This is a genomic window from Bradyrhizobium sp. LeoB3, assembly GCF_055456055.1.
Map to the genome: position 1 here is coordinate 37,330 of NZ_JBVBEF010000051.1, position 26,748 is coordinate 64,077.

At 63.6% G+C, this 26,748-nt stretch carries 17 protein-coding genes; 6 read left to right on the forward strand and 11 right to left on the reverse strand.

What is annotated here, in order from left to right:
- Nucleotides 1-3: 3 nt before the first annotated feature.
- The 3 genes from glgB to ACZXDY_RS27620 are packed head-to-tail and all read right to left on the reverse strand — an operon-like array spanning nucleotide 4 to nucleotide 7,422.
- Entirely contained in the window at nucleotides 4-2,151 is a 2,148-nt protein-coding gene (glgB, locus tag ACZXDY_RS27610; protein ID WP_028166565.1) for a 1,4-alpha-glucan branching protein GlgB, read from the reverse strand.
- On the reverse strand, nucleotides 2,148-5,459 hold the full coding sequence (gene treS / locus ACZXDY_RS27615) for a maltose alpha-D-glucosyltransferase (RefSeq protein ID WP_464347677.1): 3,312 nt from the start codon (nucleotides 5,457-5,459) through the stop codon (nucleotides 2,148-2,150). The genes glgB and treS overlap by 4 nt, the downstream gene beginning before the upstream one ends.
- Before the next feature lie 13 nt (nucleotides 5,460-5,472).
- The gene (locus ACZXDY_RS27620; RefSeq protein WP_464347678.1) at nucleotides 5,473-7,422 is read right to left on the reverse strand and encodes an alpha-1,4-glucan--maltose-1-phosphate maltosyltransferase; all 1,950 of its coding nucleotides are present in this window, start codon (nucleotides 7,420-7,422) and stop codon (nucleotides 5,473-5,475) included.
- Nucleotides 7,423-7,622: 200 nt separating this feature from the next.
- Between ACZXDY_RS27620 and malQ the strand changes: the two genes are divergently transcribed.
- The 3 genes from malQ (at nucleotide 7,623) to ACZXDY_RS27635 (ending at nucleotide 12,553) form a co-directional block, all read left to right on the forward strand.
- The gene (malQ, locus tag ACZXDY_RS27625; RefSeq protein WP_464347679.1) at nucleotides 7,623-9,569 is read left to right on the forward strand and encodes a 4-alpha-glucanotransferase; all 1,947 of its coding nucleotides are present in this window, start codon (nucleotides 7,623-7,625) and stop codon (nucleotides 9,567-9,569) included.
- A 104-nt stretch (nucleotides 9,570-9,673) separates the two neighbouring features.
- Nucleotides 9,674-11,479 carry a glycoside hydrolase family 15 protein gene (locus tag ACZXDY_RS27630; protein ID WP_464347680.1) on the forward strand — a complete coding sequence of 602 codons (1,806 nt, stop codon included), beginning with the start codon at nucleotides 9,674-9,676 and terminating at the stop codon, nucleotides 11,477-11,479.
- Between the two features lie 78 nt (nucleotides 11,480-11,557).
- On the forward strand, nucleotides 11,558-12,553 hold the full coding sequence (locus ACZXDY_RS27635; protein WP_464347681.1) for a L,D-transpeptidase family protein: 996 nt from the start codon (nucleotides 11,558-11,560) through the stop codon (nucleotides 12,551-12,553).
- 22 nt (nucleotides 12,554-12,575) lie between these two features.
- Here ACZXDY_RS27635 and ACZXDY_RS27640 read toward each other — a convergent pair whose 3' ends face one another.
- The 8 genes from ACZXDY_RS27640 to ACZXDY_RS27675 all read right to left on the reverse strand — a co-directional run bounded on the left by ACZXDY_RS27640 (nucleotide 12,576) and on the right by ACZXDY_RS27675 (nucleotide 21,397).
- Nucleotides 12,576-13,388: an HAD family hydrolase gene (locus ACZXDY_RS27640; protein ID WP_464347682.1), complete on the reverse strand. Its 813-nt coding sequence runs from the start codon at nucleotides 13,386-13,388 to the stop codon at nucleotides 12,576-12,578.
- Nucleotides 13,389-13,392: 4 nt separating this feature from the next.
- Nucleotides 13,393-13,869, reverse strand: coding sequence for a gluconokinase (locus ACZXDY_RS27645; protein ID WP_464347689.1), 477 nt, complete (start codon nucleotides 13,867-13,869; stop codon nucleotides 13,393-13,395).
- A 28-nt stretch (nucleotides 13,870-13,897) separates the two neighbouring features.
- Nucleotides 13,898-14,641: a 6-phosphogluconolactonase gene (pgl, locus tag ACZXDY_RS27650; RefSeq protein ID WP_464347683.1), complete on the reverse strand. Its 744-nt coding sequence runs from the start codon at nucleotides 14,639-14,641 to the stop codon at nucleotides 13,898-13,900.
- Between the two features lie 2 nt (nucleotides 14,642-14,643).
- Complete coding sequence (gene zwf, locus ACZXDY_RS27655) at nucleotides 14,644-16,155, reverse strand: glucose-6-phosphate dehydrogenase (protein WP_464347684.1); 1,512 nt, start codon at nucleotides 16,153-16,155, stop codon at nucleotides 14,644-14,646.
- 10 nt (nucleotides 16,156-16,165) lie between these two features.
- Complete coding sequence (gene gnd / locus ACZXDY_RS27660) at nucleotides 16,166-17,158, reverse strand: phosphogluconate dehydrogenase (NAD(+)-dependent, decarboxylating) (RefSeq protein WP_464347685.1); 993 nt, start codon at nucleotides 17,156-17,158, stop codon at nucleotides 16,166-16,168.
- Nucleotides 17,159-17,223: 65 nt separating this feature from the next.
- Complete coding sequence (locus ACZXDY_RS27665) at nucleotides 17,224-20,070, reverse strand: bifunctional transaldolase/phosoglucose isomerase (protein ID WP_464347686.1); 2,847 nt, start codon at nucleotides 20,068-20,070, stop codon at nucleotides 17,224-17,226.
- A gap of 211 nt (nucleotides 20,071-20,281) precedes the next feature.
- The gene (locus ACZXDY_RS27670) at nucleotides 20,282-20,719 is read right to left on the reverse strand and encodes a DsrE family protein (protein WP_464347687.1); all 438 of its coding nucleotides are present in this window, start codon (nucleotides 20,717-20,719) and stop codon (nucleotides 20,282-20,284) included.
- 60 nt (nucleotides 20,720-20,779) lie between these two features.
- Entirely contained in the window at nucleotides 20,780-21,397 is a 618-nt protein-coding gene (locus ACZXDY_RS27675; protein ID WP_464347690.1) for a hypothetical protein, read from the reverse strand.
- A 487-nt stretch (nucleotides 21,398-21,884) separates the two neighbouring features.
- On the opposite strand from ACZXDY_RS27675, the gene ACZXDY_RS27680 reads away from it, so the two are divergent.
- The 3 genes from ACZXDY_RS27680 to ACZXDY_RS27690 are packed head-to-tail and all read left to right on the forward strand — an operon-like array spanning nucleotide 21,885 to nucleotide 26,660.
- On the forward strand, nucleotides 21,885-23,828 hold the full coding sequence (locus ACZXDY_RS27680; protein ID WP_028166580.1) for a PrkA family serine protein kinase: 1,944 nt from the start codon (nucleotides 21,885-21,887) through the stop codon (nucleotides 23,826-23,828).
- A 19-nt stretch (nucleotides 23,829-23,847) separates the two neighbouring features.
- A complete protein-coding gene (locus ACZXDY_RS27685) occupies nucleotides 23,848-25,119 on the forward strand; it encodes a YeaH/YhbH family protein (RefSeq protein WP_035691318.1) in 1,272 nt (423 codons plus the stop codon).
- Nucleotides 25,116-26,660 carry a SpoVR family protein gene (locus ACZXDY_RS27690; protein WP_028166582.1) on the forward strand — a complete coding sequence of 515 codons (1,545 nt, stop codon included), beginning with the start codon at nucleotides 25,116-25,118 and terminating at the stop codon, nucleotides 26,658-26,660. Before ACZXDY_RS27685 ends, ACZXDY_RS27690 begins: the two co-directional genes overlap by 4 nt.
- The last annotated feature ends 88 nt before the right edge of the window (nucleotides 26,661-26,748 follow it).

Genomic DNA, 26,748 nt, shown 5'->3' on the forward strand with positions numbered 1-26,748 from the left:
ACGTCAGCTTTCAGGTACGAGGAAGATCGCAGCCAGCGGCGGAATGGTCAGGCTGAGCTCGGGCACAATGCCTTCATGCGTGACCACCTCACCGATATTGCCGACATTGCTGCCGCCATAGTGGGAGGAATCCGAATTCAGCACCTCGCGCCATTTCCCGGCAAAGGGAACACGAATGCGATAGTCGTGATAGACGTTCGGCGAGAAGTTGACCACCACCAGGCAGCGCGAACGCGCGCTGTTGCCCTTGCGGATCCAGGCGAACACGTTGTGGTCGGCGTCATCGGTGATGACCCATTCGAAGCCGGCCGGATCGCAATCCAGTTCATGCAGCGCGGGGAGCGCGCGATAGAGCCGGTTGAGATCGCGGATCAGCGCCTGCACGCCGGCATATTTCGGTTGCGCGAGCAGATGCCAGTCGAGCGAATGTTCGTGAGCCCACTCGCGCTCCTGGCCGAACTCGCAGCCCATGAACAACAGCTTCTTGCCGGGATGGCCGAACATGAAGCTGTAATAGGCGCGCAAATTCGCGAAGCGCTGCCAGTCGTCGCCGGGCATGCGGCCCAGGATCGAGCGTTTGCCGTGCACGACCTCGTCATGCGAGAGCGGCAGGATGAAGTTCTCGGAGAAGGCGTAGTGCAGGCCGAACAGGATGTCGCCGTGGTGATACTTGCGGTGGACAGGCTCCTTGCCGATGTAGCGCAAGGTGTCGTGCATCCAGCCCATGTTCCACTTGTAGCCGAAGCCGAGCCCGCCGAATTCGACCGGGCGCGACACCTGCGGCCAGGCGGTCGATTCTTCCGCCGCGGTCGTCGCCTGCGGAAAGCGCCCGAACAGTTCGGTGTTGAAGCGGCGCAGAAAGTCGATCGCCTCCAAATTCTCGCGGCCACCATATTTGTTCGGGATCCAGCCGCCCGGCGGACGGCTGTAATCGAGATAGAGCATGGAGGCGACCGCATCGACGCGCAGTCCGTCGATGCCATAGCGGTCGAGCCAGAACAGCGCGTTCGAGACCAGGAAATTGGTCACCTCGGTGCGCCCGTAATTGTAGATCAGCGTGCCCCAGTCGAGATGGCGACCCTGCAGCGGGTTGGCGTGCTCATAGAGCGCGGTGCCGTCGAAATGGCCGAGGCCGTGCGGATCGTCCGGGAAGTGTCCGGGCACCCAGTCCAGCAGCACCCCTAACCCTTCGCGATGACAGGCATCGACGAGCGCAGCGAAGTCGGCCGGCGAGCCGAACCGGCTGGTCGGCGCGAACAGGCCGGTCGGCTGATAGCCCCAGGAGCCGTCGAATGGATGCTCGCTGACGGGAAGGAATTCGAGATGGGTGAAGCCCATGTCGCGCGCATAGGCCGGAAGCTGCTCGGCGAGCTCGCGATAGGTCAGCCACTCATTGTTGCCTTTGCGGCGCCATGAGCCGAGATGGACCTCGTAGATCGAGATCGGCGCGCCAATGCCGTTGATGCCTGGTGGCGCTGCCTGCGGATGCGGAATGTGGTCGAGGTCGACCACGATCGAGGCGGTCTTCGGGCGCAGCTCGGCGCCGAATGCCACCGGATCGGACTTCAGCGGCAGATGTTGGCCATTGGGGCCGATGATGTCGAATTTGTAGTGGTCGCCGGCGCGGGCATGCGGGATGAACAATTCCCAATAGCCAGGGCCGCGGACCCGCATCGGATGCCGCCGCGCATCCCAGAAGTTGAAATCGCCGACCACGCTGACCCGCCGCGCGTTCGGCGCCAGCACCACGAAGGCGACGCCCTCCACGCCATCGAGCGTCATCGGATGCGCACCGAGCTTGTCGTAGATGCGCTGGTGGGTGCCTTCGCCGAGCAAATAGAGATCGAAGTCGCTCAACACCGGCGGGAAGCGATAGGGGTCGTCGAGATCGACGACATGGTCGCCGAAGCGGGCGCGGAGCTGGTATCGGCGCGAGCCGTTCGGCAGCGCGCCGGCGAACAGGCCAGCATCATGAATGCGCGCGAGCGGCGCGGTTTCGCCATGCTCGCCGATCGCCTCGACATTGGAGGCTTCCGGCAGGAAGGCGCGCACCACGCTCTGGTCGCCCTCGGAGTGGAGCCCGAGATAGCGGAAGGGGTCGGAATGGCGGCCCTCGATGATCGCGTAGGCTTCAGCAGGCAATCTGGTCATTGCGGCTCATGCGGTTGTTGCGCCAGGATACGGAGCATCCCGGTCAGCGGGACGCGCAGCCAGTCGGGCCGGTGCGCCAGCTCATATTCGATCTCGTAGAATGCTTTCTCAAGCAGGAAGAAGTTGAGCATCCGCTCCGCGGCTTCCGGATCGGCCGGCCACAAGGGCTGGCCCGCCATGGTCTCGCGATAGACGGCCAGGAACGTCGCGGTAGCCCGATCCCGCCAGTCGGCGAGCGCCAGCGCGAGCTTGCTTTGTTCGTCGGGTGCGACCTTGAGCGCCCGATCGAGCGCAGCGGTGACGGAGTAGTCGATCGAGCGGACTAGCCCGGCGACATCGCGCGCCGCCGGCGCCTTGCGCCGCCGCTCAGCGATGCTCCGCCGCGGCTCGCCCTCGAAATCGATGATGAAGATGTCGTCCTTGACGATCAGCATCTGGCCGAGATGGAAGTCGCCGTGATGGCGGATGTTGAGGCCGTCGATGTCTCCGGGCAGCAGCGCCTTCAGCCGGGCCGGCAAGCTATCCTGCTGCGCCAGAAACTGAGCCACCAGCGGGCGATCGGCCTCTTTCAGCGTATCCCGTCGCTGCGTCAGTGTCTCGAAAACGCGATCGGCACGGGCCAGGATGTCGTCGATCCAGCGCTGCACGTCTTCCGGCCTGGTCGGCTCCGGCACGAACTCGGGCAGGTCGCGGTTGCTCGCCAGCGCAATGTGCAGTTCGGCGACCCGCTTTCCCGTCTGCGCCATGTAGCGCAGATAGGAGATCTGCTGTTCGCTTTGCTTCGTCTCATGATTGGTCGCGAGCAGCCGCTGCTCTTCGACGAAGCGGTCGAGATAGGCTGATGTGACGGTCCATGCCTCGCCCTGGTTGGTGACAAAGGCGTGAACGATGCCGATCGCACTGCGCTTCTCACCCTCGACGAGCTCGACCGTGCCGAGCAGCGCCGGCGTGTTGGCGAAGCCCGCGACGTCGGTGAGGAAGCGTCCCATCTCGATCTCCGGATTGATGCCGGGCTCGAGCTTGCGGTAGATTTTGACGACGTAATCCTCGTCGACCAGCGCCGTGCTATTGGACTGCTCGGTCTCCACCGCGCGGATGCGCTGGGGCTGTTTGATCGGCTTGTCCGTGAAGCGGCTGGTCGGGCGGAATTCGAGGCGCAGCGCGATGCCGAGCTCCTCGTCCTCGACCGTCAGCGACTGCGCCAGATTGCGGAGCAACAGCGCGATGAAGATCTCGTCGGTCGCAACATCGAGCAGCGTGCCCTCGCGCGCGCCTTGCCGTACCGCGGCTAGGGCGCGCGGATTGTAGCGCTCGCGGTCGAAGCGCACCCATTCGATCCGGATCGGCAGCACGTAGCGTGAGGTGGCGCCGCGCTGAGTCGTCTCGAAGAAAGCGAGCCAGGGGCGGTTGTCGCCGATATCGCAGAAGGGAATCGCGGAGACGAGCTGCGGCTGGATCGCCTTCGACAAACTCTCCGGATACCAGCGCGCCCGCGACAGGTGGCCCGGCAGCACGTCGCGCTCGAACACGCCGCGGGCGCGCGCCAGCGACACCCAGGTCGAGTTCAGCGGTACGACCAGCGTCTCGAATTCCGGCACCGCGCGCCGCGGGATGGCGATGGACTTGTCCGGCTCCTGGAGCTGGAACCAGTAGAAGCCATACGGCGCCAGCGTGACCATATAGGGCAGTTCGCCGATCGTCGGGAAGCGCGTGCGGCCGAGCATCTCCAGGGGAATGCGTCCCTTGAAGGCGGAAAGGTCGAGCTCGGTCGCCTGCGCCGAGCGCGACAGGTTGGCGACGCAGAGAATAACCTCGTCCTGATACTGCCTGACATAGGCGAGCACCGAGCGGTTCTCGGGGCGGATGAAGGTCATGGAGCCGCGGCCGAAGGCCAGCGTCGACTTGCGCACCGCGATCAGGCGTTTGGTGGCGCTGAGCAGCGACGACAGGCTGCGCGACTGCGCTTCCACGTTCACGGCCTCGTAGCCGTAGACGGGGTCCATGATCATGGGTGCGTAGAGCCGCGCCGGGTCGGCGCGCGAGAAGCCGCCATTGCGGTCCGGGCTCCATTGCATCGGCGTGCGGACGCCGTTGCGGTCGCCGAGATAGATGTTGTCGCCCATCCCGATCTCGTCGCCGTAATAGATGATCGGCGTGCCCGGGAACGAGAGCAGGAGCGAGTTCATCAATTCGATCTTGCGCCGGTCATTGTCCATCAATGGCGCGAGGCGGCGGCGAATGCCGACATTGATGCGGGCGCGGGGATCGTTGGCATAGGTCGACCACAGATAGTCGCGCTCGACATCGGTGACCATTTCCAGCGTCAGCTCGTCATGGTTGCGGAGGAACAGCGCCCATTGGCAACTGGCCGGGATGTCGGGCGTCTGCCGCAGGATGTCGGTGATCGGAAAGCGGTCCTCCTGCGCGATCGCCATGTAGATGCGCGGCATCAGCGGGAAATGATACGCCATGTGGCATTCGTCTTCCCGGCCGAAATATTCCTGCACGTCCTCCGGCCATTGATTGGCTTCGGCGAGCAGGATCTTGCCCTTGGCGTAGGTGTCGAGCTCGCGCCGCAGCAGTTTGATGATGGCGTGAGTCTCGGGCAGGTTCTCGTTGTTGGTGCCTTCGCGCTCGCAGAGATAGGGAATGGCGTCGAGCCGGAAACCGTCGACGCCGGTGTCGAGCCAGCGCTTCATCACCTGCACGATGGCGCGCACCACGCGCGGGTTGTCGAAGTTCAGGTCCGGCTGGTGCGAGAAGAAGCGGTGCCAGTAGAACTGGCCCGCTTCGGGGTCCCAGGTCCAGTTCGACTTCTCGGTATCGGTGAAGATGATCCGCGTGCCCTGGTATTTCTGGTCGGTGTCGCTCCAGACATACCAGTTGCGTGCGCTCGAGCCGGGATGGCTGCGGCGCGCGCGCTTGAACCAGGCGTGCTGGTCAGAGGTGTGGTTGACGACGAGCTCGGTGATGACACGAAGGCCGCGCTTCTTGGCTTCATGGATGAAGCGCTTGAAGTCCTTCATCGTTCCGAAATCGGGATTGATGTCGCCATAGTCGGCGATGTCGTAGCCGTCATCACGCCCCGGGGACGGATAGAATGGCAACAACCACAGCGTGGTGACGCCGAGATCCTGCAGATAGCCGAGCTTCTCGGTCAGCCCCGCGAAATCGCCGATGCCGTCATTGTTGCTGTCGGCGAAGGCCTTGACGTGGAGCTGGTAGATGATGGCGTCCTTGTACCAGAGCTCGTCCGCCGTCTCGGTGGCCACCAGTTCCTTTGTCTCGACCGCTGAAAGCACGTTCATGGCACCGCCCCCTTCAGGCCAGGCAGCGGAACAGCACCGCCGGATCGCGCATCGGGTCAATCCGCACCCGGATGCCGCCCCAGTCGAGTGCATGGCGTTCGCCCGTGATCAGGTTCTCGACCGCAGCGACGTGGCGGCGCTCATCGCCGGTGCCCGTCTGGACATCGCCGAGCGGCAGCCAGACTTCGTGGGCGTCGCGCGACAATGCAATTGCGACCGCAACCGTGTTGCTCCCGTCGACGGATTCCTTGACGAATCCGATTACGTTGCCGTCCTCGATGGGCAGGAAACGCAGATTGCTGGTCTGCTGCAACGCTGCGTTGGCGCGGCGCGCCAGGTTGAGGTCACGGATATAGGGCTTGATGTTGCCGGGCTTGTCCCAGTCACGCACCTTGATCTCGTATTTCTCGGAATCGAGATATTCCTCCCGCCCGGGGATCGGCTCGTGCTCCAGCAGCTCGAAACCGTTGTAGATGCCGTAGGTGCCGGACAGCGTCGCCGCCAGCGCCACGCGCGACTTGAACATCCAGGGTTCGCCGCCCTGCAGATGGAAGGGCAGGATGTCGGGCGTGTTGACGAAGAAATTCGGTCGGTAGAAGTCGCGCTCCGGATAACGGGTGAGCTCGATCAGGTATTGCTCCAGCTCCCAGCGCTGGGTGCGCCAGGTGAAATAGGTGTAGGACTGGGTGAAGCCGAGTTTTGCCAATCCCTTCATCAGCTTCGGCCGGGTGAAGGCTTCGGCGAGGAAGATCACGTCGGGATGGTGCAACTGCACCTGGTGGATCAGCCATTCCCAGAACGGGAACGGCTTGGTGTGGGGATTGTCGACGCGGAAGATCTTCACGCCCTGGTCGACCCAGAACAGGATCACGTCCCGCAGCGCATTCCACAGCGAGCCTGAATCCTCGCAGCCGAAATCCGGGTTGACGATGTCCTCATATTTCTTCGGCGGATTCTCCGCATAGCGCATCGAACCGTCGGGGCGCTTCTTGAACCATTGCGGATGTTCCTTCAGCCAGGGATGGTCCGGCGAACATTGCACCGCGAAGTCGAGCGCGACTTCCATGTTGTGCTCTCTGCATGCCGCGACGAAGGCGCGGAAGTCCTGCAACGTGCCCAATTCCGGATGGATGGCGTCGTGGCCGCCTTCGGCCGAGCCGATCGCGTAGGGGCTGCCGGGATCGCCTTCCTTGGCGGTGACCGCATTGTTGCGTCCCTTGCGGTTGATCTTGCCGATCGGGTGGATCGGCGTGAAGTAGACCACGTCGAACCCCATCGCCGCGACGTCAGGCAACCGGTCGATGCAGTCGCGGAAGGTGCCGTGCTGTCCCTCGACCTTGCCCTGGCTGCGCGGGATCATCTCATACCAGGAGCCGAAGCGCGCCCGCGGCCGATCGGCGACGAACGGGAAGAGCTGTGAGCGCGTCAGGTCGGGTCGCGACTGGCTTTCGGCCATCGCGTCCTGCAATTCAGGTGTGAGCAGGGCAGCCGGATCGCCGGTCTGGAGATAGGCCTCGCACTGCTTGAGGATGATGGCCGCCGCCGCCCGTCCGCCGGCCTGCGCCTTGGTCAGCATGCCCGCGCCTTCGATGGCATCGAGCGTCACATCGGTGCCGGCCTTCTGCTTCAGCTCAAAGCCGTGCCGCCAGGTGGCGAATTCGTCGGTCCAGGCCTCGATCGCATAGAAATAACGGCCGGGCGTGTCGGGGACGAAGGAGCCAAACCAGCGATCGTTCCCGTGCATGGTCATCGGCTCGCGCCGCCATTCGTGGTCGAGCTCGCCGCGCCAGATCAGTTCTGCGGCGACGATGTCATGCCCGTCGCGATAGACGTCGGCCCAGACCTCAACGGGCTCCCCCACGATGCGTTTCACGGGGTAGCGGCCGCCATCGATCAGCGGATAGACGTCTTCGATATGGAAAGTGCCGGCGGCACTCTCGACAGTTTGAGCGGTTTTGTTCACGGTGATGCCGCCATTGACAAGGAAATGACGCCCCCGTTGCGTGAAGGATACGCTCCGGACTGATATAGAAAGCCGCTCATGGGACATTGGTTCCCATGGAACGCCTCGAAGGACAGCGAGTTAAACGTCATCTATCCCCTTCCCGCATCTACATAATTTCGTGACCCACTCTCCCGGGTCATGTGCAAAGCGCGTGCCGAATGGACCCCTACGCCAAAGCCAGAGACCTTGGAATTACGACCGAATATATCGACGGTCAGGGCCACCGCCGTGTGACAGACGCGGCTGCGTTGAAAACGATCCTTGACGCCTTGCCGCCGCGCGAGCCACGCCGGTGGATCGATCAGCCGGTTGTCGTGCGGCGCCGCTGCCCGGCGCCCTCGGAGCTTTCGATCGACGCCAAGTTGCCGGTCGGATGGACGATTTCGGCTGGTGGCAAAATGATGGCGAAGGGTGAGGCGGGCGACCGGACGATATCCTGGCCGCAGGATTTGCCGGTCGGGGTGTACCAGCTCCGCCTGAACGATGCTGCCGGATCGACCGAAGAGCTGCCGCTGATTGTCGCACCGGAACGTGCCTTTGGCGGCGATTTTGACCGCTGCTGGCTGCTTGCGGTTCAGCTCTACAGCGTGCGTTCCGCGCGCAATTGGGGCATGGGCGATTTCACAGATCTGCGGGGCTTGATCGAACTCGCCCATCAATTGGGTGCCGGTGGTGTCGGACTTAACCCGCTGCATGCGCTGTTCGATGACCGCCCCGGTGATTGTAGCCCCTATTCGCCGAACAGCCGGCTGTTCCTCAACGCGCTCTATATCGACGTCGAGAAGCTGCCGGAATTCCGCGTCGATCCCAGCGCGAAGGACAAGCTCGCGCAACTGCGCGCCGGGGACATCGTCGACTATCGTGCGGTTGCGGCGTCAAAATGGCAGGCGCTGCGCTCCGCGTTTGCGAGCTTCAAGGCGAGCCCGACGCTCGAGCGCCGTCAGGACTTCGAACGCTTCAGGAGCGAGCGCGGGCCGCTCTTGTCGCGCTTCGCGTGTTTCGAGGTGTTGCGGAAAAAGTTCAACCAGCCCTGGTGGGAATGGCCCGAAGAATGGCGGCGGCCGGACGACGGCAAGTGCAGCCGCCTGCGCAAGGGCGCCGATTTCGGCGAGATCGAATTCGTCGAGTTCGTGCAATGGAACGCTGACCGGCAGCTTGCGGCATGCAAGGCGCTGGCGCACCAGCTCGGCATGAAGGTTGGGCTTTATCTCGATGTCGCCGTCGGCGTGCAGTCCGACGGCTTCGATGCCTGGAACGAGCAGGGCGCGATCTCGCGCCTGCTCGGCGTCGGGGCGCCGCCCGACCCGCTCAACACCGCCGGGCAGGATTGGGGTCTTGCCGGCTTCAACGCCGCCGGCCTCGAAATGCGCTCCTTCGAGCCGTATCGGGAGATGCTGCGCGCCTCGATGCGCCACGCCGGCGCAATCCGGCTCGACCATGTGCTCGGCTTGAAGCGGCTTTATCTGGTGCCGCAGGGCTTTGGCCCCGAGAACGGCGCCTATGTGCAGATGCCGTTCGAGGCGCTGCTGGCCGCAACCGCGCAGGAGAGCGTGGCGCATCGGTGCGTCGTGATCGGCGAGGATCTCGGCACCGTGCCGGACGGTTTTCGCGAGCAGATGAACGACTGGGGCATCTGGTCCTATCTCGTGATGATGTTCGAGCGCGACGACACCGGGGCGTTTCGCGGCACCGACCGCTACGCCGCCAATGCGCTCGTCACCTTCAACACCCATGATCTTGCGACCTATGCCGGCTGGCGCTCGTTCAGCGATCTGAAGCTGAAGCGTTCGCTCGGCATCGATCCGGGCGAAAGCGACCAGGCGCGCTGGCATGCGCTAGGCATGCTGGACGAGGTGCTGCGCCAGAATGGCATCGACCGCCATGATCTTTATTCGGTCGCTACTTTCCTCTCCCGGACCAGGTCCCGCCTGCTGACAATCTCGCTGGAGGACCTGCTCGGCCTGGTCGACCAGCCGAACATCCCCGGCACCGTCGACGAACATCCAAACTGGCGGCGGCGGCTGCCGGTGTCGATCGAGCATATTGCCTCCGCCATCGATGTCGAAGCACTGAAGAACGCCACGCGCGCACGGTCGTCCGCATAAACCTGGAGCATGATCCGCAAAAGTGGGAACTGGTTTTCCCTCGCGACTAAGGCGCGGCGTTTGCGCGGAGATCATGCTCAAACAAGAGAGGAGCAGTCGCCACCGTGTCTTGCAGGATCGAGGATTACGGACTGATCGGCGATTGTGAGACGGCGGCGCTTGTCGGCCGCGACGGATCGATCGACTGGCTGTGCTGGCCCGCCTTCGATTGCGATGCCTGTTTCGCGGCGCTGCTCGGCAACAACAGGCATGGCCGCTGGTTGATCGCGCCAGCTGGGACCATCATCAAAACCTCCCGCCGTTACCGCGACAACACGCTGATCCTGGAGACGCGGTTCGAGACCGAAAGCGGCGTCATCGAGTTGATCGATTTCATGCCGCCGCGCGGCAATGCGTCCGACGTCGTCCGGCTGGTGCATGGCGTGAAGGGCACCGTCGCCTTGCGGATGGAGCTGATCATCCGTTTCGGCTTGGGCGCGGATATTCCCTGGGTCAAGAAGAGCGAGGACGGATCGGCGCTGCTGGCGATCGCGGGGCAGGACATGATCGTGCTCCGCTCGCCGGTCGAGACCCACGGACATAACATGACCACGGTGGCCGAATTCACGGTCGGCGAAGGCGAGAGCTTGCCTTTCGTGATGACCTATGGACCCTCGCATCTGCCGGTTCCCGGGCCGATCGATCCCGCCCAAGCCTTGCAGGACACCGAAGCGTTCTGGACCGAATGGTCGAGCCGCTGCACCTATGAGGGGTTTGGTCGCAACCTCGTGCTGCGCTCGCTGATCACGCTGAAGGCGCTGACCTTCGCGCCGACCGGCGGCATCGTCGCGGCGCCCACGACCTCGCTGCCGGAAAAACTCGGCGGCCAGCGTAACTGGGACTACCGCTACTGCTGGCTGCGGGATGCGACCTTCACGCTGCTGGCGCTGATGAACTCGGGCTACACCGAGGAAGCGCTGGCCTGGCACAATTGGTTGTTGCGCGCGGCGGCGGGGGCGCCGGCCAACATGCAGATCATGTACGGCATCATGGGCCAGCGGCGGCTTCTGGAGTGGGAAGCGGTCTGGCTGCCCGGCTATGAGGGCGCGCAGCCGGTGCGCATCGGCAACGCCGCGCATGCGCAACTGCAGCTCGACGTCTACGGCGAATTGATCGACGCCTTCCACCAGGCGCGCGTCGCGAAGTTGCAGCTCGACGATGCGAGCTGGTCGCTGGAATGCGCTGTGCTCGAACACCTTGCGGAAGAATGGGACCGGCCGGACCACGGAATCTGGGAGCGTCGTGGCGCGGGCAAGCACTATGTCTTTTCGAAGGTGATGACCTGGGTCGCCTTCGACCGCGGCATCAAGAGTGTCGAACAATTCGGCCTCAAGGCGCCGCTCGACAAATGGCGGATGCTGCGCGAGACAATCCACCGCGACATCTGCGCCAGGGGATTCGACCCCGAGCTCAATTCGTTCGTCGAATCCTATGGTTCGAAACTGCTTGACGCCAGCCTGCTGCTGCTGCCGGCGGTCGGGTTCCTGCCGCCGACCGATCCGCGAATCCTCGGCACCTTGGCCGCGACCGAGCAATACCTGATGCGCAATGGCTTCGTGATGCGGCACGATCCGCGCGAAGTCTCCGAAGAGGAGCAGCCGATCGAAGGCGCCTTCCTCGCCTGCACGCTTTGGCTTGCCGATTCCTATGTGCTCGCGGGCGAGGTCGGGAAGGCGCAAACGCTGTTCGATCGCGTGATCGCGCTTGCCAATGACCTCGGCCTGCTCGCCGAAGAGTACGACGCCATCGCCGGCCGCCAGACCGGCAATTTCCCGCAGGCGCTGACTCATATCGCGCTGATCAACACCGCGCACAATCTCAGCGACGCCAAGCGGGCGGCCGAGAAGCCGGCCGTGCAGCGGTCGAAATAGGCTACCGCGCGGACCCGCGCGAAGGAACCGGCGGGGTCAACGATCATTGTCTGCAAATATCTGGTTGGAGGATCGGCAATGGCTCGCCTGTTCGCCGCAGCGCTGCTTGCATGTCTGATGTCGGGGCAGGCGTTCGCTGCCGGCCTTGATGCCGCGGCGATCAACAAGGCCGGGTACCGGGCTCGCCCCGCGTCCGAGGAAAAGGCCAACGCGACCATCATCAAGGCCCAGGTGCTGCTCGAGCGCGCGCTGTTCTCGCCCGGAGAGATCGACGGCAAGTTTGCCGAGAATACGCGCAAGGCGCTGCAGGCGTTCGCGGAAGCTAAGGGCCTGACGTTCCAAAAGACGCTCACCCCGGAGATCTGGGCAAAGCTGAACGAGGCTGCCCAAGGCGACATCATCACGAGCTACACGATCTCCGAAAAGGATGTGAAAGGACCGTTTATCAGGAGGATCCCCGCCAAGTTGGAGGCCATGAAATCGCTGCCGGCGCTCGGCTACAAGAGCGCGCGCGAGGCGCTTGCGGAGAAATTCCACATGAGCGAGGGGCTGCTGGCCCAGCTCAACCCCGGCAAGAAGTTCGACCGGGCCGGCGAGACCATTCTTGTCGTCAACGGTCGCGATCCCCAGCTGAAGCTGAACGTGGCGCGGATCGAAGTCGACAAGTCGCGGCAGACCGTCAAGGCCTTCGACGGCGGCGGCGCGCTGGTCGCCTTCTTTCCGGCAACCGTCGGCAGCGAGGACAAGCCGACGCCGAGCGGCACGCTCAAGGTGATCTCGTCTGACGCCAATCCCTTCTACCGCTACAACCCGGCGTACAAGTTCAAGGGCGTGCACGCCAAGCGGCCGTTCGTCATCAAGCCCGGCCCGAACAATCCGGTCGGATCATATTGGATCGGGCTTTCAGGGGAGGGTTACGGAATCCATGGTTCGCCTGAACCATCGAAGATCAGCAAATCGGAATCCCATGGCTGCGTCCGTCTGACCAACTGGGACGCAACGCTGCTTGGGACGAGCGTCAAGAAAGAGACGCCGGTGGATTTTGTCGAGGGCGCGGGGAGCAAGGAGAGCTGACGGGACGGCGGTGCATTCGCCGTCACGCGGTCTCGTTATAGTTCAGCACCATCTCGATCGCCTTGGCGAAGCCGTCATGCTCGTTGCTGTCGGTCACGAACTTCGCCTGGCTCTTGACCTCGTCGCTGGCGTTGCCCATCGCGAACTGAACGCCGCTCCTCGCAAACATCGGCAAATCGTTGCGCATGTCGCCGATGGTTGCCACCGCCTCGGTCGGAATGCCCAATCGTTTTGCCATTGCCTCGACAAAGGTGCCCTTGTCGTGGCCGGGCGGGGTGACGTCGAGATAATAGGTTTGCGAGCGGACGGCGGTCGCCTCGGTGCCGACGGCCTCTTGCATCGCGCTTTCGCAGCGCGCGAGCAGCGGGGCGTCGGAAGAGGCGCCGACGATCTTGCAGGCCTGGTCGAGATAGGGCGTGAAATCCGTAACGATGGTCGCCTCGTGCCTGATGGTGTGCCGCTCGTGCGCGACATATTCGCCGTCGGGATTGGCCGTCAGCCAGCGGTCGTTGGTGAACAGCCAGATGTCGACGCCGAATTCGCGGAGCAGATCGATGGCCCGCCGCGCGGTCGCGGGCGGGATCAGGTGCTGCTCGATCGGCTTGAGCTCTGGATCGATGATCGAGCTGCCGTTGAAGGCGCCGACCGGCAGCGTGATCGCCAGCGGCTCGATCAAAAATCCCATGCCGATCGAGGGGCGGCTGGAGACGATGGTGAAGCCGACGCCCGCCGCATGCAGTTTTTGCGCGGCTGCGCGGGCGGCGGCCGTCAAAACCTTGTCCTTGGTCAATAGCGTACCGTCGACGTCGGAAACGAGCAGGGCGATGCGGGTCATGGGGCTACTTCATTTGGCGGATGATGGCGTCGACGATGGTCTCGATCGTCGCGTCGATCGAGACGGTGATCGGTTGTTCGCTCAGGGCCGGCGGCTCCAGGGTCTGGAATTGGCTGGCGAGGAGGCCCGGTGGCATGAAATGGCCCTTGCGATGGGCGAGCCGGCTCGCGATTAGCGCCTCGGTGCCGTCGAGGAAGACGATGCCGACGTCACTGCGTCCATGCAGCAGGATGTCGCGGTAGGCGCGCTTCAGCGCCGAGCAGGCGACCACCAGGCGCTCGCCAGCCTTGCAGACGCGGTCGATCTCATCGGCGATTGCCTGCAGCCAGGGGCGGCGATCGTCATCGGTGAGCGGCTGGCCTGCGCTCATTTTCGCGACATTGCTTGCGGGGTGAAAGCGATCACCGTCCTCGAAACGCCAGCCGAGCCGCCCCGCGAGCGTCTCGCCGATCGTGCTCTTGCCTGAGCCGGAGACGCCCATCACGACGAGGGCGCAGAGGGTTGCCGGATCAGCCACTAAAATTCTCCGGCCGCGCCGCCTCGTCGATCAACCAGACCGTCTCGCCGATCGATTGCGCGCGGTTCGCCGGCAGGTTCTCGCCGGCGAAGACGCGGGTCAGGATTGCGCGCTTCTCCGTGCCCGCGGCCTCGAACAGCATTTCGCGGCAGCAAGCCAGCGTCGGCAGGGTCAGGCTGACGCGCGGCACGAACGGTTCGACATTGGCCTTGGGCACGCCGACCGCCCAACGGTCGATCACCTCGATCGCGGGGTAGTTCGGAAACAGCGAGGCGGTGTGTCCATCCGGCCCGACACCCATCAGCACCAGATCGAACAGCGGACGGGCGGCGTCCAGATCTTCCGCGCCGTAGAACGATTGCAGCTCGCGCGCATAGCGCTCCGCCGCTTCATCGGGGCTGGCGGCATAGGTCGGGATCGGATGGATGTGGGGGGCGGGCGCGTAGCGATCCAGGAATGTCGCGCGCGCCATCGCCATGTTGTTCCTGGGATCGTCAGGCGGCACGAAGCGCTCGTCGCCGATGAACCAGTGCACGCGGTCCCATGGGATCCTGGCGCGGTACGGCTCGGTCGCAAGCAACCGGTAGAGCGCTTTCGGGCTCGATCCGCCGGTCAGGCAGATCGCGATCCGGCCGCTGTTCGTGGCCATCCGCGCCAGCACGCGTTCGGCGGCGGCGTTCGCCAGCGCTGCGGGATCGGCGACGGTGATGATCTGGCGGCGGCCGACGGCGGTCATGGTCAGCCGAGCTTTCGCCAGCTACGGCCGTCGCGGGTCAGAAGCGCGTTGGCGGCCTCGGGGCCCTCGCAGCCGGCCTTGTAGGGCTGCAGGCCGGCGCCGCCAGCCTTCTTCCAGGCATCGAGGAAGGGTTGCACGGCCTGCCAGCCGGCCTCGACGCTGTCGGCGCGCTGGAACAGGATGTTGTCGCCGATCATGCAGTCATAGATCAGCGTCTCATAGCCGGTGGACGGCTCGGCCTTGAAGTAGTCCTTGTAGCGGAACTTCATCTCGACGCCGTCGATGTTGATGGTCGGGCCGGGAACCTTGGTGTTGAACTGCAGCTCGATGCCCTCGGTCGGCTCGGTCGAGATCACGAGGTAGTTCTGCGAGAGCTGGTCTATCGGCGTGTCGCGGAACATTGCGAACGGCGCCTGCTTGAACTTGATGGCGATCTCGGTGCGCTTGGCGGCCAAGGCCTTGCCGGTGCGCAGATAGAACGGCACGCCGGCCCAGCGCCAATTGTCGATGATCAGCTTGAGCGCGGCATAGGTCTCGGTGGCGCTGCCGGGCTTGACGTCCGTGGTCTTGCAATAGTCCTCGATCACGGTGTCGCCGATCTTGCCGCCGCGATACTGCCCCCGCACCGAATTGTGCAGCGCTTCCTGTTCGCTCTGGAGCTGGATCGCGGCCAGCACATTCGCCTTCTCGGTGCGCACCGAATGCGCATCAAAGCGGATCGGCGGCTCCATTGCCACCAGCGACATCAGCTGGAACAGATGGTTCGGCACCATGTCGCGCAGCGCGCCGGTCGAGTCATAGAAGCTGCCGCGATGGCCGACGCCGAGCTTCTCGTCGACGGTGATCTGGATGTGGTCGATATGATTCCGATTCCAGATCGGCTCGAACATGCCGTTGGCAAAGCGCAGCACCAGGATGTTCTGGACGGTTTCCTTGCCGAGGTAATGATCAATCCGGTAGATCTGGTGCTCGTCGACGACCTTCAGCAACTCGGTATTGAGGTGCCTCGCCGAGTCAAGGTCCGTACCGAACGGTTTCTCGATCACGATCCGCCGCCAATAGCCGTTTTCGGCCAGCATGCCCGTGCGGGCTAATTGCTTGGTGATCGGCAGGAAGGCGCCCGGCGGAGTGGCCAAATAGAACAGCCGGTTGCCGCCGGTGCCGCGCGCCGTTTCCCGTTCCTTGAGTTCGCTCGCCATCCTGTCGAAGGAGGCGGGATCCTTCGGGTCGGCTTCGACCGCGGTCACGCATTCGAACAGGCGTTTGGCGACGGTCTCATCGACCGGACGGGTCGCGAACTGGCGCAATCCCTTCATCAGGCTCGCGTTCAATTCCTCGTTCGACATGCCGCCGCGGGCGACGCCGACGATGCAGAATCTGTCGGGCAACAGATTGGTCGCGGCGAGATTATAGAGCGCAGGGATCACCAGCCGGTGCGCGAGGTCGCCTGTGACGCCGAAGATGATGAAGGAGCAAGGGTCGGGTTTCTTTTGCGCGTGACCGTTCGTCATCATTAGGCCTTCCCTAGCTCTTCTTCGCGCTTTGTGGCGGCTCCCGGTGGCCGCCGAAACCGGCGCGCATGGCGGAGAGGATCTTCTCGGCGAAGGTGTGGTCCTTGCGCGAGCGGAAGCGGGCAAACAGCGCCGCCGTCAGCACTTCCGCGGGCACCGCCTCGTCGATCGCGGCATTGACGGTCCAGCGGCCTTCGCCGGAATCCTCGACGAAGCCGGAATAATTATCGAGGGTGGCGTTCTCGGCGAACGCGATCGCGGTGAGGTCGAGCAGCCAGGACTGGATCACGCTGCCGCGGCGCCAGACCTCGGCGATATCGGCGATCTCGAGATCGAAGCGGTGATCCGGCGGGAGCGCCTCGCTGCTCGCATTCTTGAGGATGTCGAAGCCCTCGGCATAGGCCTGCATCAGGCCGTATTCGATGCCGTTATGAATCATCTTGACGAAATGCCCGGCGCCGACCGGGCCGGCATGGATGTAGCCTTGCTCGATACGGGGATCGCGGCCCTCGCGGTGCGGCGTGCGCGGAATGTCGCCGAGGCCGGGCGCGAGCGCGCTGAAGATCGGGTCGAGCCGGTCGATGACGGATTTCTCGCCGCCGATCATCATGCAGTAGCCGCGCTCGATGCCCCAGATGCCGCCGGAGGTGCCGACGTCGACATAGTGCAGGCCGCGTTCCTTCAGCGCCTTGCCGCGGCGGACGTCGTCCTGCCAGAACGTGTTGCCGCCGTCGATGATGGTGTCGCCCGGCTGCATCAGCTTGGACAGCGCCTCGATTGTCGCCTCGGTGATCTTGCCGGCCGGCAGCATCACCCAGGCGGTGCGCGGCTGCTCCAGCTTGAGCACGAATTCCTCCAGCGAGGCGGAGCCTAAGGCATCGTCGGCGGCAAGCGCGGCGACCGCCTTCGGATCCTTGTCGTAGACCACGGCGGTATGGCCGTGGGCCATCAGCCGGCGGACGATGTTGCCACCCATCCGCCCCAAGCCGATCATGCCGAGCTGCATGTTGTCATGTCCTTGACTGTTGCGCGTGATCCGAGAACCGGTGTCCGGTTTTTCGGGACCATGCTCTAGTTGAGGGCTTCGTTAAGTGCGGCGTCCAGCGTGGCTAGCGCCGGGCCGAGTCCGCCCTTGAGATGGACGCGCAGCGCGCGCCGGCCGCGTTCGGTCAAGACGTCGAAATCGCCGCGCGCCTGCGCCGCCTTGATGACGCCGAAACTGGCCTTCTGGCCCGGCACCGGAAGATCCTCGGCATCATCGGCGGTGATCTGCAGGAACACGCCGCTGTCGGGGCCGCCCTTGTAGGCCTGGCCCGTCGAGTGCAGGAAGCGCGGACCGAACTCGGCGCAGGTGGCAAGATGCCTGCTGTCGCGCACTGCGAGCCGCATCTTTTGCAGCGCATCGATGAACGCGTTGTCGCGCTCGATATAGGCGAGCAGGGCGACATAGTCGCCGGGGTGGGAGCGCGACAAATGCGCCTTCAGCCAGGAGCCGAGCGTGCCGTCCGCGCCGGCCTTGCGCAGCGCGGCGGCGTTGTGCTCGTCGGTGTAGAGGTCGGCCTCGGCGGTCGAGACCACCGGCTGTTCGGCCGGCAGCGATCCGGACTTCTCGAACGCTGCGGTCAGTTCGCGGGTCTTGATCTTGGCCGCCTCGACATCTGGCTGGTTGAACGGGTTGATGCCGAGCACCGAGCCTGCCACCGCCGTCGCGATCTCGAAGCGGAAGAACTCCTGGCCGATATGGTCGATCGACGGCAGGACGATCCGGACCACGGGATGGCCGGCCTGCTCCAGCGCGTCCAGCCGGGCGTCATGCTCGGCGTCGTCCTCGCCCTCGGTGCGGAGGTCGATGAAGAAGCGGTCGTCGCCATAGGCAGCCGGCTCGGCCAGCGTCTCGCCGTCAATTGGGATCAGGCCCTTGCCGTCCTTGCCGGTGGATTCGGCGATCAACTGCTCGGCCCAGGCGCCGAAATCGGCGATCTTCCTGGACGAGGTGATCGTCACCTTGTCGCGGCCTTCGAGGCCGGCGAGCCCCATCGCGAGCCCGAGCTGCACGCCCGGGTTCTCGTGCGGCGGCACGTCGGCGCCGCAGGAGCGCACCATCGACAGCGTATGCTTGATCAGGCTGCGGACATTGATGCCGGCGGCTGCCGCCGGCACCAGGCCGAAGGGGGAGAGCACCGAGTAGCGGCCGCCGATCGTGGGCTCGCCGTAGAAGATGCGGGCAAAACCCTGCCGCTTCGCCGTCTTCTCCAGCGACGAGCCGGGATCGGTCACTGCGATGAAGCGGTGGCCGGCCTTGGCGGCGCCGATCGTCTTGGAGACGCGGTCGAAGAAATAGTCCTTCATCACGTTCGGCTCGGTGGTGCCGCCGGATTTGCTGGAGACGATGAACAGCGTCTTCGAGATATCGACCGCTGCTTCCATCGCCCGCACCTGCGCCGGGTCGGTGGAATCGAGCACGTGCAGCTTGGGGAAGCCGCTCTTGTTGGCGAAGGTCTCCGCCAGCACCTCCGGCCCCAGGCTGGAGCCGCCCATGCCGAGCACGACCGCGTCGGTGAATTTCTGGCCCTTCACGCGCTCGGCGAAATCCTCGTAGTCGGCGATGTCGGCCTTCGCCGGGCTGGTCAGCCAGCCCAGCCATTTGTCCTCATCCTCGCCGGTCCAGACCGATTTGTCCTTCTGCCAAAGCCGGCGGACCTTGGCCGAGGCACGCCATTCCTCCGTATTCTCTTCGATTGCCTTGGCAAGCTCGCCGCCGACCTTGAGCTTCTGGCCGTCGATGCCGGTGCCGAGCGAGGTGGCGCGCTTGAACGCCACGGCGCCATAGAGCTTGTCGGCGGCATCGGCGAACAGCCTGACGCCGTCCTTGACCAGTTCGGCGGTGATCGCGTCCAGCGAGATCCCGGATTTTTCCAGTTCATCGAGCACGCGCCGCGCGTCCTCGATGTTCTCCTCGAGGCTGTCGCGCACCTTGCCATGGTCGCGGAAGGCGTCGAGCGTTGCCGGCGGCACGGTGTTGACCGTGTCGGGGCCGATCAGCTCCTCGACGTACAGGACGTCGCTGTAGTCCTTGTTCTTGGTGCCGGTCGAGGCCCACAGCAGCCGCTGCGGCTTTGCCCCCTTAGCCGCCAGCTTGTCCCAGCGCGGTCCGGCGAAGATCCGCTTGTAATCCTGATACGCCAGCTTGGCGTTGGCGATCGCGACCTTGCCCTTCAGCGACGCCAGCCGCTCCTTCTCGGTGGGATCGTTGGCCTTCGCGATCTTGTCGTCGAGCTGCTTGTCGACGGCGGTGTCGATGCGGCTGACGAAGAAGCTCGCCACGCTTGCAATGTGCGAGGGGTCGCCGCCGCCGGCGACGTACTTCTCCAGGCCCTTCAGATAGGCTTCGGCGACCTCGAGATAGACCTTTTGCGAGAATAGGAGCGTGATGTTGATGCTGATGCCTTCGCCGATCAGGTGCTCGATCGCGGGTAGGCCTTCCGGCGTCGCCGGCACCTTCACCATCAGGTTCTTGCGCCGAACCTCCTTCCAGAGCCGCTGCGCTTCGGCGATGGTGCCCCTGGTGTCCATCGCCAGATAGGGCGACACTTCGAGGCTGACGAAGCCGTCCTTGCCGTCGAGCTGGTCATAGACCGGACGCAGCACGTCGGCGGCGTGCTGGATGTCCGTGATGGCGAGATGCTCGAACAGTTCGGCGACCGGGCGATCGCCCTTCTTCAGCGCATGGCCGATCGCCCCGTCATATTCGTCCGAGCTGCCGATCGCCTTCTCGAAGATCGAGGGGTTGGAGGTGACGCCTTTGACGCCGTCCTCGTCGATCAGCTGCTTGAGGTCACCTTTGGCGACGAAGCCGCGGGCCAGGAAGTCCAGCCAAACCGATTGGCCGTGGTTTTCGAGTGTTTTGACGGGGTTCATGATGCCTGTTTCTGCTCGATCGGGTCGGTGGACGGGTTCCCCAGCAGCTTTCTGGGGCGAGACCGGATTGTCAACACGGGGCGGAAAGGGCTGCCAAAAATGAATATGCGCATCAAAAAGAGACAACTCCACCCTGACAGGTTCGATCCCTCGGATTTGATCCGATGCAACCGCGAACTCTGAACAATTTTATGACGGTGCAGTGCACTGTTCACGGCCTGAGATACAGGAAGCCCCGCGACTGCAGCTCGGCGAGGCGGACGACGCCGCCCTCGTCGGCGACCACGAAGCCGGGGAGGAGCTCCTTCAGGCTGACATTCTGCGATTTCATGGTGTTGCCGCAGGCGGCAAGCTCGACGCCATCCCTGGAAAACTGCTGAACGCGCCGCGACAGGTCGGGATTGGCGGAGGCTGCGCGCAGCGCCGGCCCGTGGACTACGAGGGCAATGGTCACATTCTCGGGTCCGCCGACGCCGTCGAAATGGTTCTGGATGTTGCCGAGCACAAAGTCGACCTTTTCGAGGTCGCTCAGGTGATAGACTACCTTGAGGTTGGCGGGAGGAGATGCCTCGGTGGCGGCGCGGGCGCGTGAGCCGGCTAGGGCGCCTAAAGTCGTAAGCGCGCCGGACAAGATGCTGCGGCGATGCATGGCACCCTCCCTCAATTGAGTTGGCTGGCCGACGAGCGTATTATCCACTTCGCGAGCGTATCATTTGTGCCTGATGGCGGCGAGTTCCCGGCGGTCGGTCACAAGCTCGGCACATTCTTCCGCGTCTGCGTGATCGACGCGAAAGATCTTGTCGTCCGCGCCGGCGACGAGCGCGCCTTCGGCCTCTTGGTCCGGCTTGTTGCGATTCCAAGTCCTGATCCGCTCAAGGCGGATGATGGTGGACTTGTCGTCTTTCGACAATGCCACATTGATACCGCCACCTTCACAATCGACGCCGCAATCGAAACGGATTTCATTGCTCGCGTCCTCTGTGACAACTTGGCCGCAAAAGCCGCTGGAGTCGAAATTGCCGGTGCGGTGACGGTACTTAATTCCAAGGCGGAAGGAGTGGCTGGTGGTTTTTTCCTCCCGCGCGTTCTCCGCCGTCACCAATAATTTCATCGCGCTCACTTTCTGCTTCGGATGTTGCGCCAGATGATTGGCGTCATAACGGCGCACCAAGCAGGCGTAGGTCTTTTCGGCCAGGGGCCCCGCGAATATTCTCTTGTCGAAAGCTGCGGCCTTGGCGCTGTCGACGCCTTCGGCCTGACTGTGGCCAATTCCCGCAAGCATTGCGGCTGCGACAACAAGATGAACGGAGAATAAAATACGCTTCATGATCTGTTCAGCGAACGCAAGCGATCTATATGAAATGATAAGCGCCACCTCGATCGGCGCGGCGACGACGCTGCGTCACGATGTGCTGGCGGGTTGGACTTAGTCGCGGCAGAAGCCGGATGCGTTCAAACCTGTGGCAGTTCGTAGGCGTGAAGGAGCAGCGCGATGGCAGCCGAAAGGCAGTCAGAACGGCATTTGCGGATGGCAGGGAAGCCTGGTCTTTGTCGGTCCTCCGGCGTGCATTCCGGTAAAATCACGGATGTGGCGGACCAGCTACATGGCCAAGAAAGTAAATGACAAATCGCGTTTTTGATGAACTATTAGGCTGGCTGCTTGTTGATAAGGCAGCTGCTGCTTGCGCCGCGCATTGCGGAAGGGAGGCTGGCGAGTGTCCAATAGATCCAGCATGCCGACCGTGATTCGAGGAACGTTTCGGCGAACCGGCTCGTTCTCGTAAAGGCGGCGCAACATATCGTGGAGAGGGATCATGTACAACGATTCTCTGTTCAACGCTTTCGCTAGGTCGTTCGAGGCTCGAAGCCAGAGCGATATGTCGATGGCGGAATATCTCGAGTCGTGTCGAACTGATCCGATGCGATATGCGAATGCAGCAGAACGACTATTGGCCGCGATCGGCGAGCCGCAGATGATCGACACGGCCAAGGACCCTCGCCTTGGCCGTATCTTTATGAACCGCACGATGCGCACCTATCCGGCGTTCGCTGGCTTCTACGGCATGGAAGACACGATCGAGCGGCTCGTCGGCTTCTTCCGTCACGCCGCGCAAGGCTTGGAAGAGCGCAAGCAGATCCTCTATCTGCTCGGGCCGGTCGGCGGCGGCAAGTCATCGCTCGCCGAGCGGCTCAAGGCGTTGATGGAAGTGCATCCGATCTACGTGCTGAAGGCCGGCGACGAACTGAGCCCGGTGTTCGAAAGCCCGCTCAGCCTGTTCGATCCGGATCAACTCGGGCCGATGCTGGAGGAGAAGTACGGCATTCCGCAGCGGCGCCTCACCGGGCTGATGAGCCCGTGGTGCTACAAGCGGCTCGAGGCCTTCGGCGGTGATATCTCGCAATTCCGCGTCGCCAAGATCCAGCCGTCGCGGCTGCGGCAGATCGCGGTCGCCAAGACCGAACCCGGCGACGAGAACAACCAGGACATCTCCTCGCTGGTCGGCAAGGTCGATATCCGCAAGCTCGAGACCTACGCGCAGAACGATCCCGACGCGTACAGCTATTCGGGCGGACTCAATCGCGCCAACCAGGGCATCCTCGAATTCGTCGAGATGTTCAAGGCGCCGATCAAGATGCTGCACCCGTTGCTAACGGCGACCCAGGAAGGCAACTATATCGGCACCGAGAATATCGGCGCGATCCCGTTCGGCGGCATCATCCTCGCGCACTCCAACGAGGCGGAATGGCAGAGCTTCAAGGCCAACAAGAACAATGAGGCCTTCATCGACCGCATCTGCGTCATCAAGGTGCCTTACTGCCTGCGGGTCACCGAGGAGCAGAAGATCTACGAGAAGTTGATCCAGGGCTCCGAGCTTGCCAGCGCACCTTGCGCGCCGGCGACGCTGGAGACCTTGGCGCGCTTCTCGGTGATGTCGCGCCTGCGCAAGCACGAGAACTCGACGCTGTTCGCCAAGATGCGGGTCTATGACGGCGAGAGCCTGAAGGAATCCGATCCAAAGGCGCGCAGCGTCCTGGAATATCGCGATGCCGCCGGTGTTGACGAAGGTATGGACGGCGTCTCGACGCGCTTCGCGTTCAAGGTGCTCGCCGCCACCTTCAACCACGACACGACAGAGGTCGGGGCCGATGCCGTGCACCTGATGTATGTGCTCGAGCATTCGATCCGCCGCGAGCAGCTGCCCGAGGAGGTCGAGAAGCGCTATCTCGAATTCATCAAGGCCGATCTCGCCCCGCGTTACGCGGAGTTCATCGGCAACGAGATCCAGAAGGCCTATCTCGAATCCTATTCGGATTACGGCCAGAACCTGTTTGATCGCTACGTCGATTACGCCGACGCCTGGATCGAGGATCAGGACTTCAAGGATCCCGACACCGGCCAGTTGCTCAACCGCGAGCTTCTGAACCAGGAGCTGACCAAGATCGAGAAGCCCGCCGGCATCGCCAACCCGAAGGACTTCCGCAACGAGGTCGTCAAATTCTCGCTGCGGTCGCGGGCGCATAATGGCGGCAAGAACCCGAACTGGACCTCCTACGAGAAGGTTCGCGACGTCATCGAGAAGCGGATCTTCTCGCAGGTCGAGGATCTGCTGCCGGTGATCTCGTTCGGTTCGAAGAAGGACGGCGAGACCGAGAAGAAGCACGACGACTTCGTCGCGCGGATGGTGGAGCGTGGCTACACCGAGCGGCAGGTCCGCCGTCTCGTCGAATGGTATATGCGGGTGAAGCAGGCTGGCTGAGGCGGGATGCGAAGTGACGATGCACATTGTCGATCGGCGCCTGAATCCGGGCGGCAAGAGCCTTGAGAACCGACAGCGGTTCTTGAGGCGCGCAAAGGCCCTGGTTCAGGGAGCAGTCAAGAAGACGTCGCAGGACCGGGACATCAAGGATGTGCTGGAAGGCGGTGAGATCACCATACCGCTCGACGGCATGGATGAGCCGCGCTTCCGCCGCGAGGGCGGCACCCGCGACATGGTGCTGCCCGGCAACAAGAAGTTCATCGAAGGCGATATCCTGCCGCGTCCGAACCAGGGCGGTGGCCGCGGAACGGGGCCGGGCGAGGGCGACAGCGAGGACGCGTTCCGCTTCGTCCTGAGCCGCGACGAGTTCGTCAATTTGTTCCTCGACGACCTGGAATTGCCCGACCTCGCCAAGCGCAAGCTGGCGGAGGCGGAGAGCGAAGGCCTGCATCGCGCCGGCTACACCACCTCGGGCTCGCCCGCGAACATCTCCGTGAGCCGCACCGTCAAGCTCGCGCTGGCGCGTCGTGTCGCGCTGCGCCGGCCGCGGCCCGAACAGATCGCCGAGCTCGAGGCGGAGGCGGCGGAGGCCGAGGAGCCGCGACGCTCCGAACTGTTGGCGCAGATCGCGGCGCTGAAGGCCAAGGCCAAACGGATCCCGTTCATCGATCCCATCGATATCCGCTACCGCCGTTTCGAGACGGTGCCGAAGCCGGTGGCGCAAGCCGTGATGTTCTGCCTGATGGACGTGTCAGGCTCGATGTCGGAGCACATGAAGGACCTGGCGAAGCGGTTCTACATGCTGCTCTACGTGTTCCTGAAGCGGCGTTATCGCCACGTCGAGATCGTGTTCATCCGCCACACCGATCGCGCCGAAGAGGTGGACGAGGATACGTTCTTCCATGGCCCCGCTTCCGGCGGCACGCTGGTCTCGAGCGCGCTGCAGGCCATGCACGATATCGTGCGCACCCGCTTTCGACCGGCTGACTGGAACATCTACGCCGCGCAAGCTTCCGACGGCGACAACATGACCTCCGACAGCCTCCTGACCGGACGGCTGCTCACCGAGCAGATCCTCCCGGTCACCCAGTTCTTCGCCTATCTCGAGGTCGGCGAGGCCGCAAACTACACCTTCGACATGCCGGACTCCTCGCTCTGGACCCTTTACGAGCGCCTGCGCAACGAGGGCGCGCCGCTCGCGATGCGCAAGGTGAGCGAGCGCAGCGAGATCTTCCCGGTGTTCCAGGATCTGTTCAAGCGTCGCGGCAAGCAGGAGAAGGCCACGCCATGACGAAGACAGGTGAGCGGCTGTTCGACGGCGCCGACTGGGATTTCCGCACGCTGCAGCGCGTCCACGATGCCTGCGAGGAGATCGCGAAATCGGAGCTCGGTCTCGACGTCTATCCCAACCAGATCGAGGTCATCACCGCCGAGCAGATGCTGGACGCCTATTCGTCGGTCGGCATGCCCCTGTTCTACAAACACTGGTCGTTCGGCAAACACTTCGCCTTTCAGGAAGCGTCCTACCGCAAAGGATATATGGGACTGGCGTACGAGATCGTGATCAACTCCTCGCCGTGCATTTCCTACCTGATGGAGGAAAACACCGCGACCATGCAGACGTTGGTGATCGCGCACGCAGCCTTCGGCCACAACCATTTCTTCAAGAACAACTACCTGTTCAAGCAGTGGACCGATGCCGACGGCATCCTGGACTATCTCGAATTCGCCAAGGGCTATATCTCGCACTGCGAGGATCGCCACGGCCGGCGGGCGGTCGAGCATACGCTCGACGCCGCGCATGCCTTGATGTCGCACGGCATCGATCGCTATCCCGGCAAGAAGAAGCTCGACCTGCGCACCGAGGAGAAACGCGCCGGCGAGCGCCGCGCGCATGAGGAGAGCGCCTTCAACGATCTCTGGCGCACGGTGCCGACGGGGCCCGCGAAGACCAGGGCTGCGCTGACCGCGGAGCGCCGCCGCATCCTGCTCGGGCTGCCGCAGGAAAACATCCTGTACTTCCTGGAGAAGACCGCGCCGCGGCTGCAACCCTGGCAGCGCGAAGTGCTGCGCATCGTTCGCCACATCGCGCAGTATTTCTATCCGCAGAGCCAGACCAAGGTGATGAACGAGGGCACCGCCACCTACACCCATTACCGCATCATGAACCGGCTGCACGAGCAGGACCGCATTTCCGACGGCAATTTCCTCGAATTCCTGCAGTCGCACACCAACGTCGTGTTCCAGCCGGAATTCGACGATCCCCGCTTTTCCGGCTTCAACCCCTATGCGCTCGGCTTTGCGATGATGCAGGACATCGAGCGGATCGTGACCGAGCCGGAGGACGAGGACCGCGAATGGTTTCCTGACATCGCGGGCAGGGGCGATGTCATGGGCGTGTTGCGCGAGGTCTGGGCCAACTACCGCGATGAGAGCTTCATCGGCCAATTCCTGAGCCCGCGGCTGGTACGGCGCCTGCGCCTGTTCCATCTGCATGACGATCCCGCGGAGACCGCTGGCATCCGCGTCGATGCCATCCATGACGAGCGCGGCTATCGCCGGGTGCGCCGCGAATTGGCGCGGCAATACGATGTCGGCTTCATCGATCCCAACATCGAGGTCGTCGATGTCGACCTTGAAGGCGATCGCCGGCTGATGCTGCGCCATACCGTCGTCAAGGGATCGCAACTGGTCGAAACCGATGCGCGTCGCGTGCTGCAGCACCTCGCCGACCTCTGGAGCTACGACGTGGTTCTCACCGAGGTCGACACTCACGACAAGGTGCTGAAGGAATATGTCGTGAGCCCGCGCATCCTGCCCGCAGTGGCGTAGCGCGTCGTTCTCTCTAGAGCGTGTTGTTTTTTAGCGGAATCGGGATTCCCAATTGGAGGAATTTCTGATTCAAACTCCATGCTGGGGC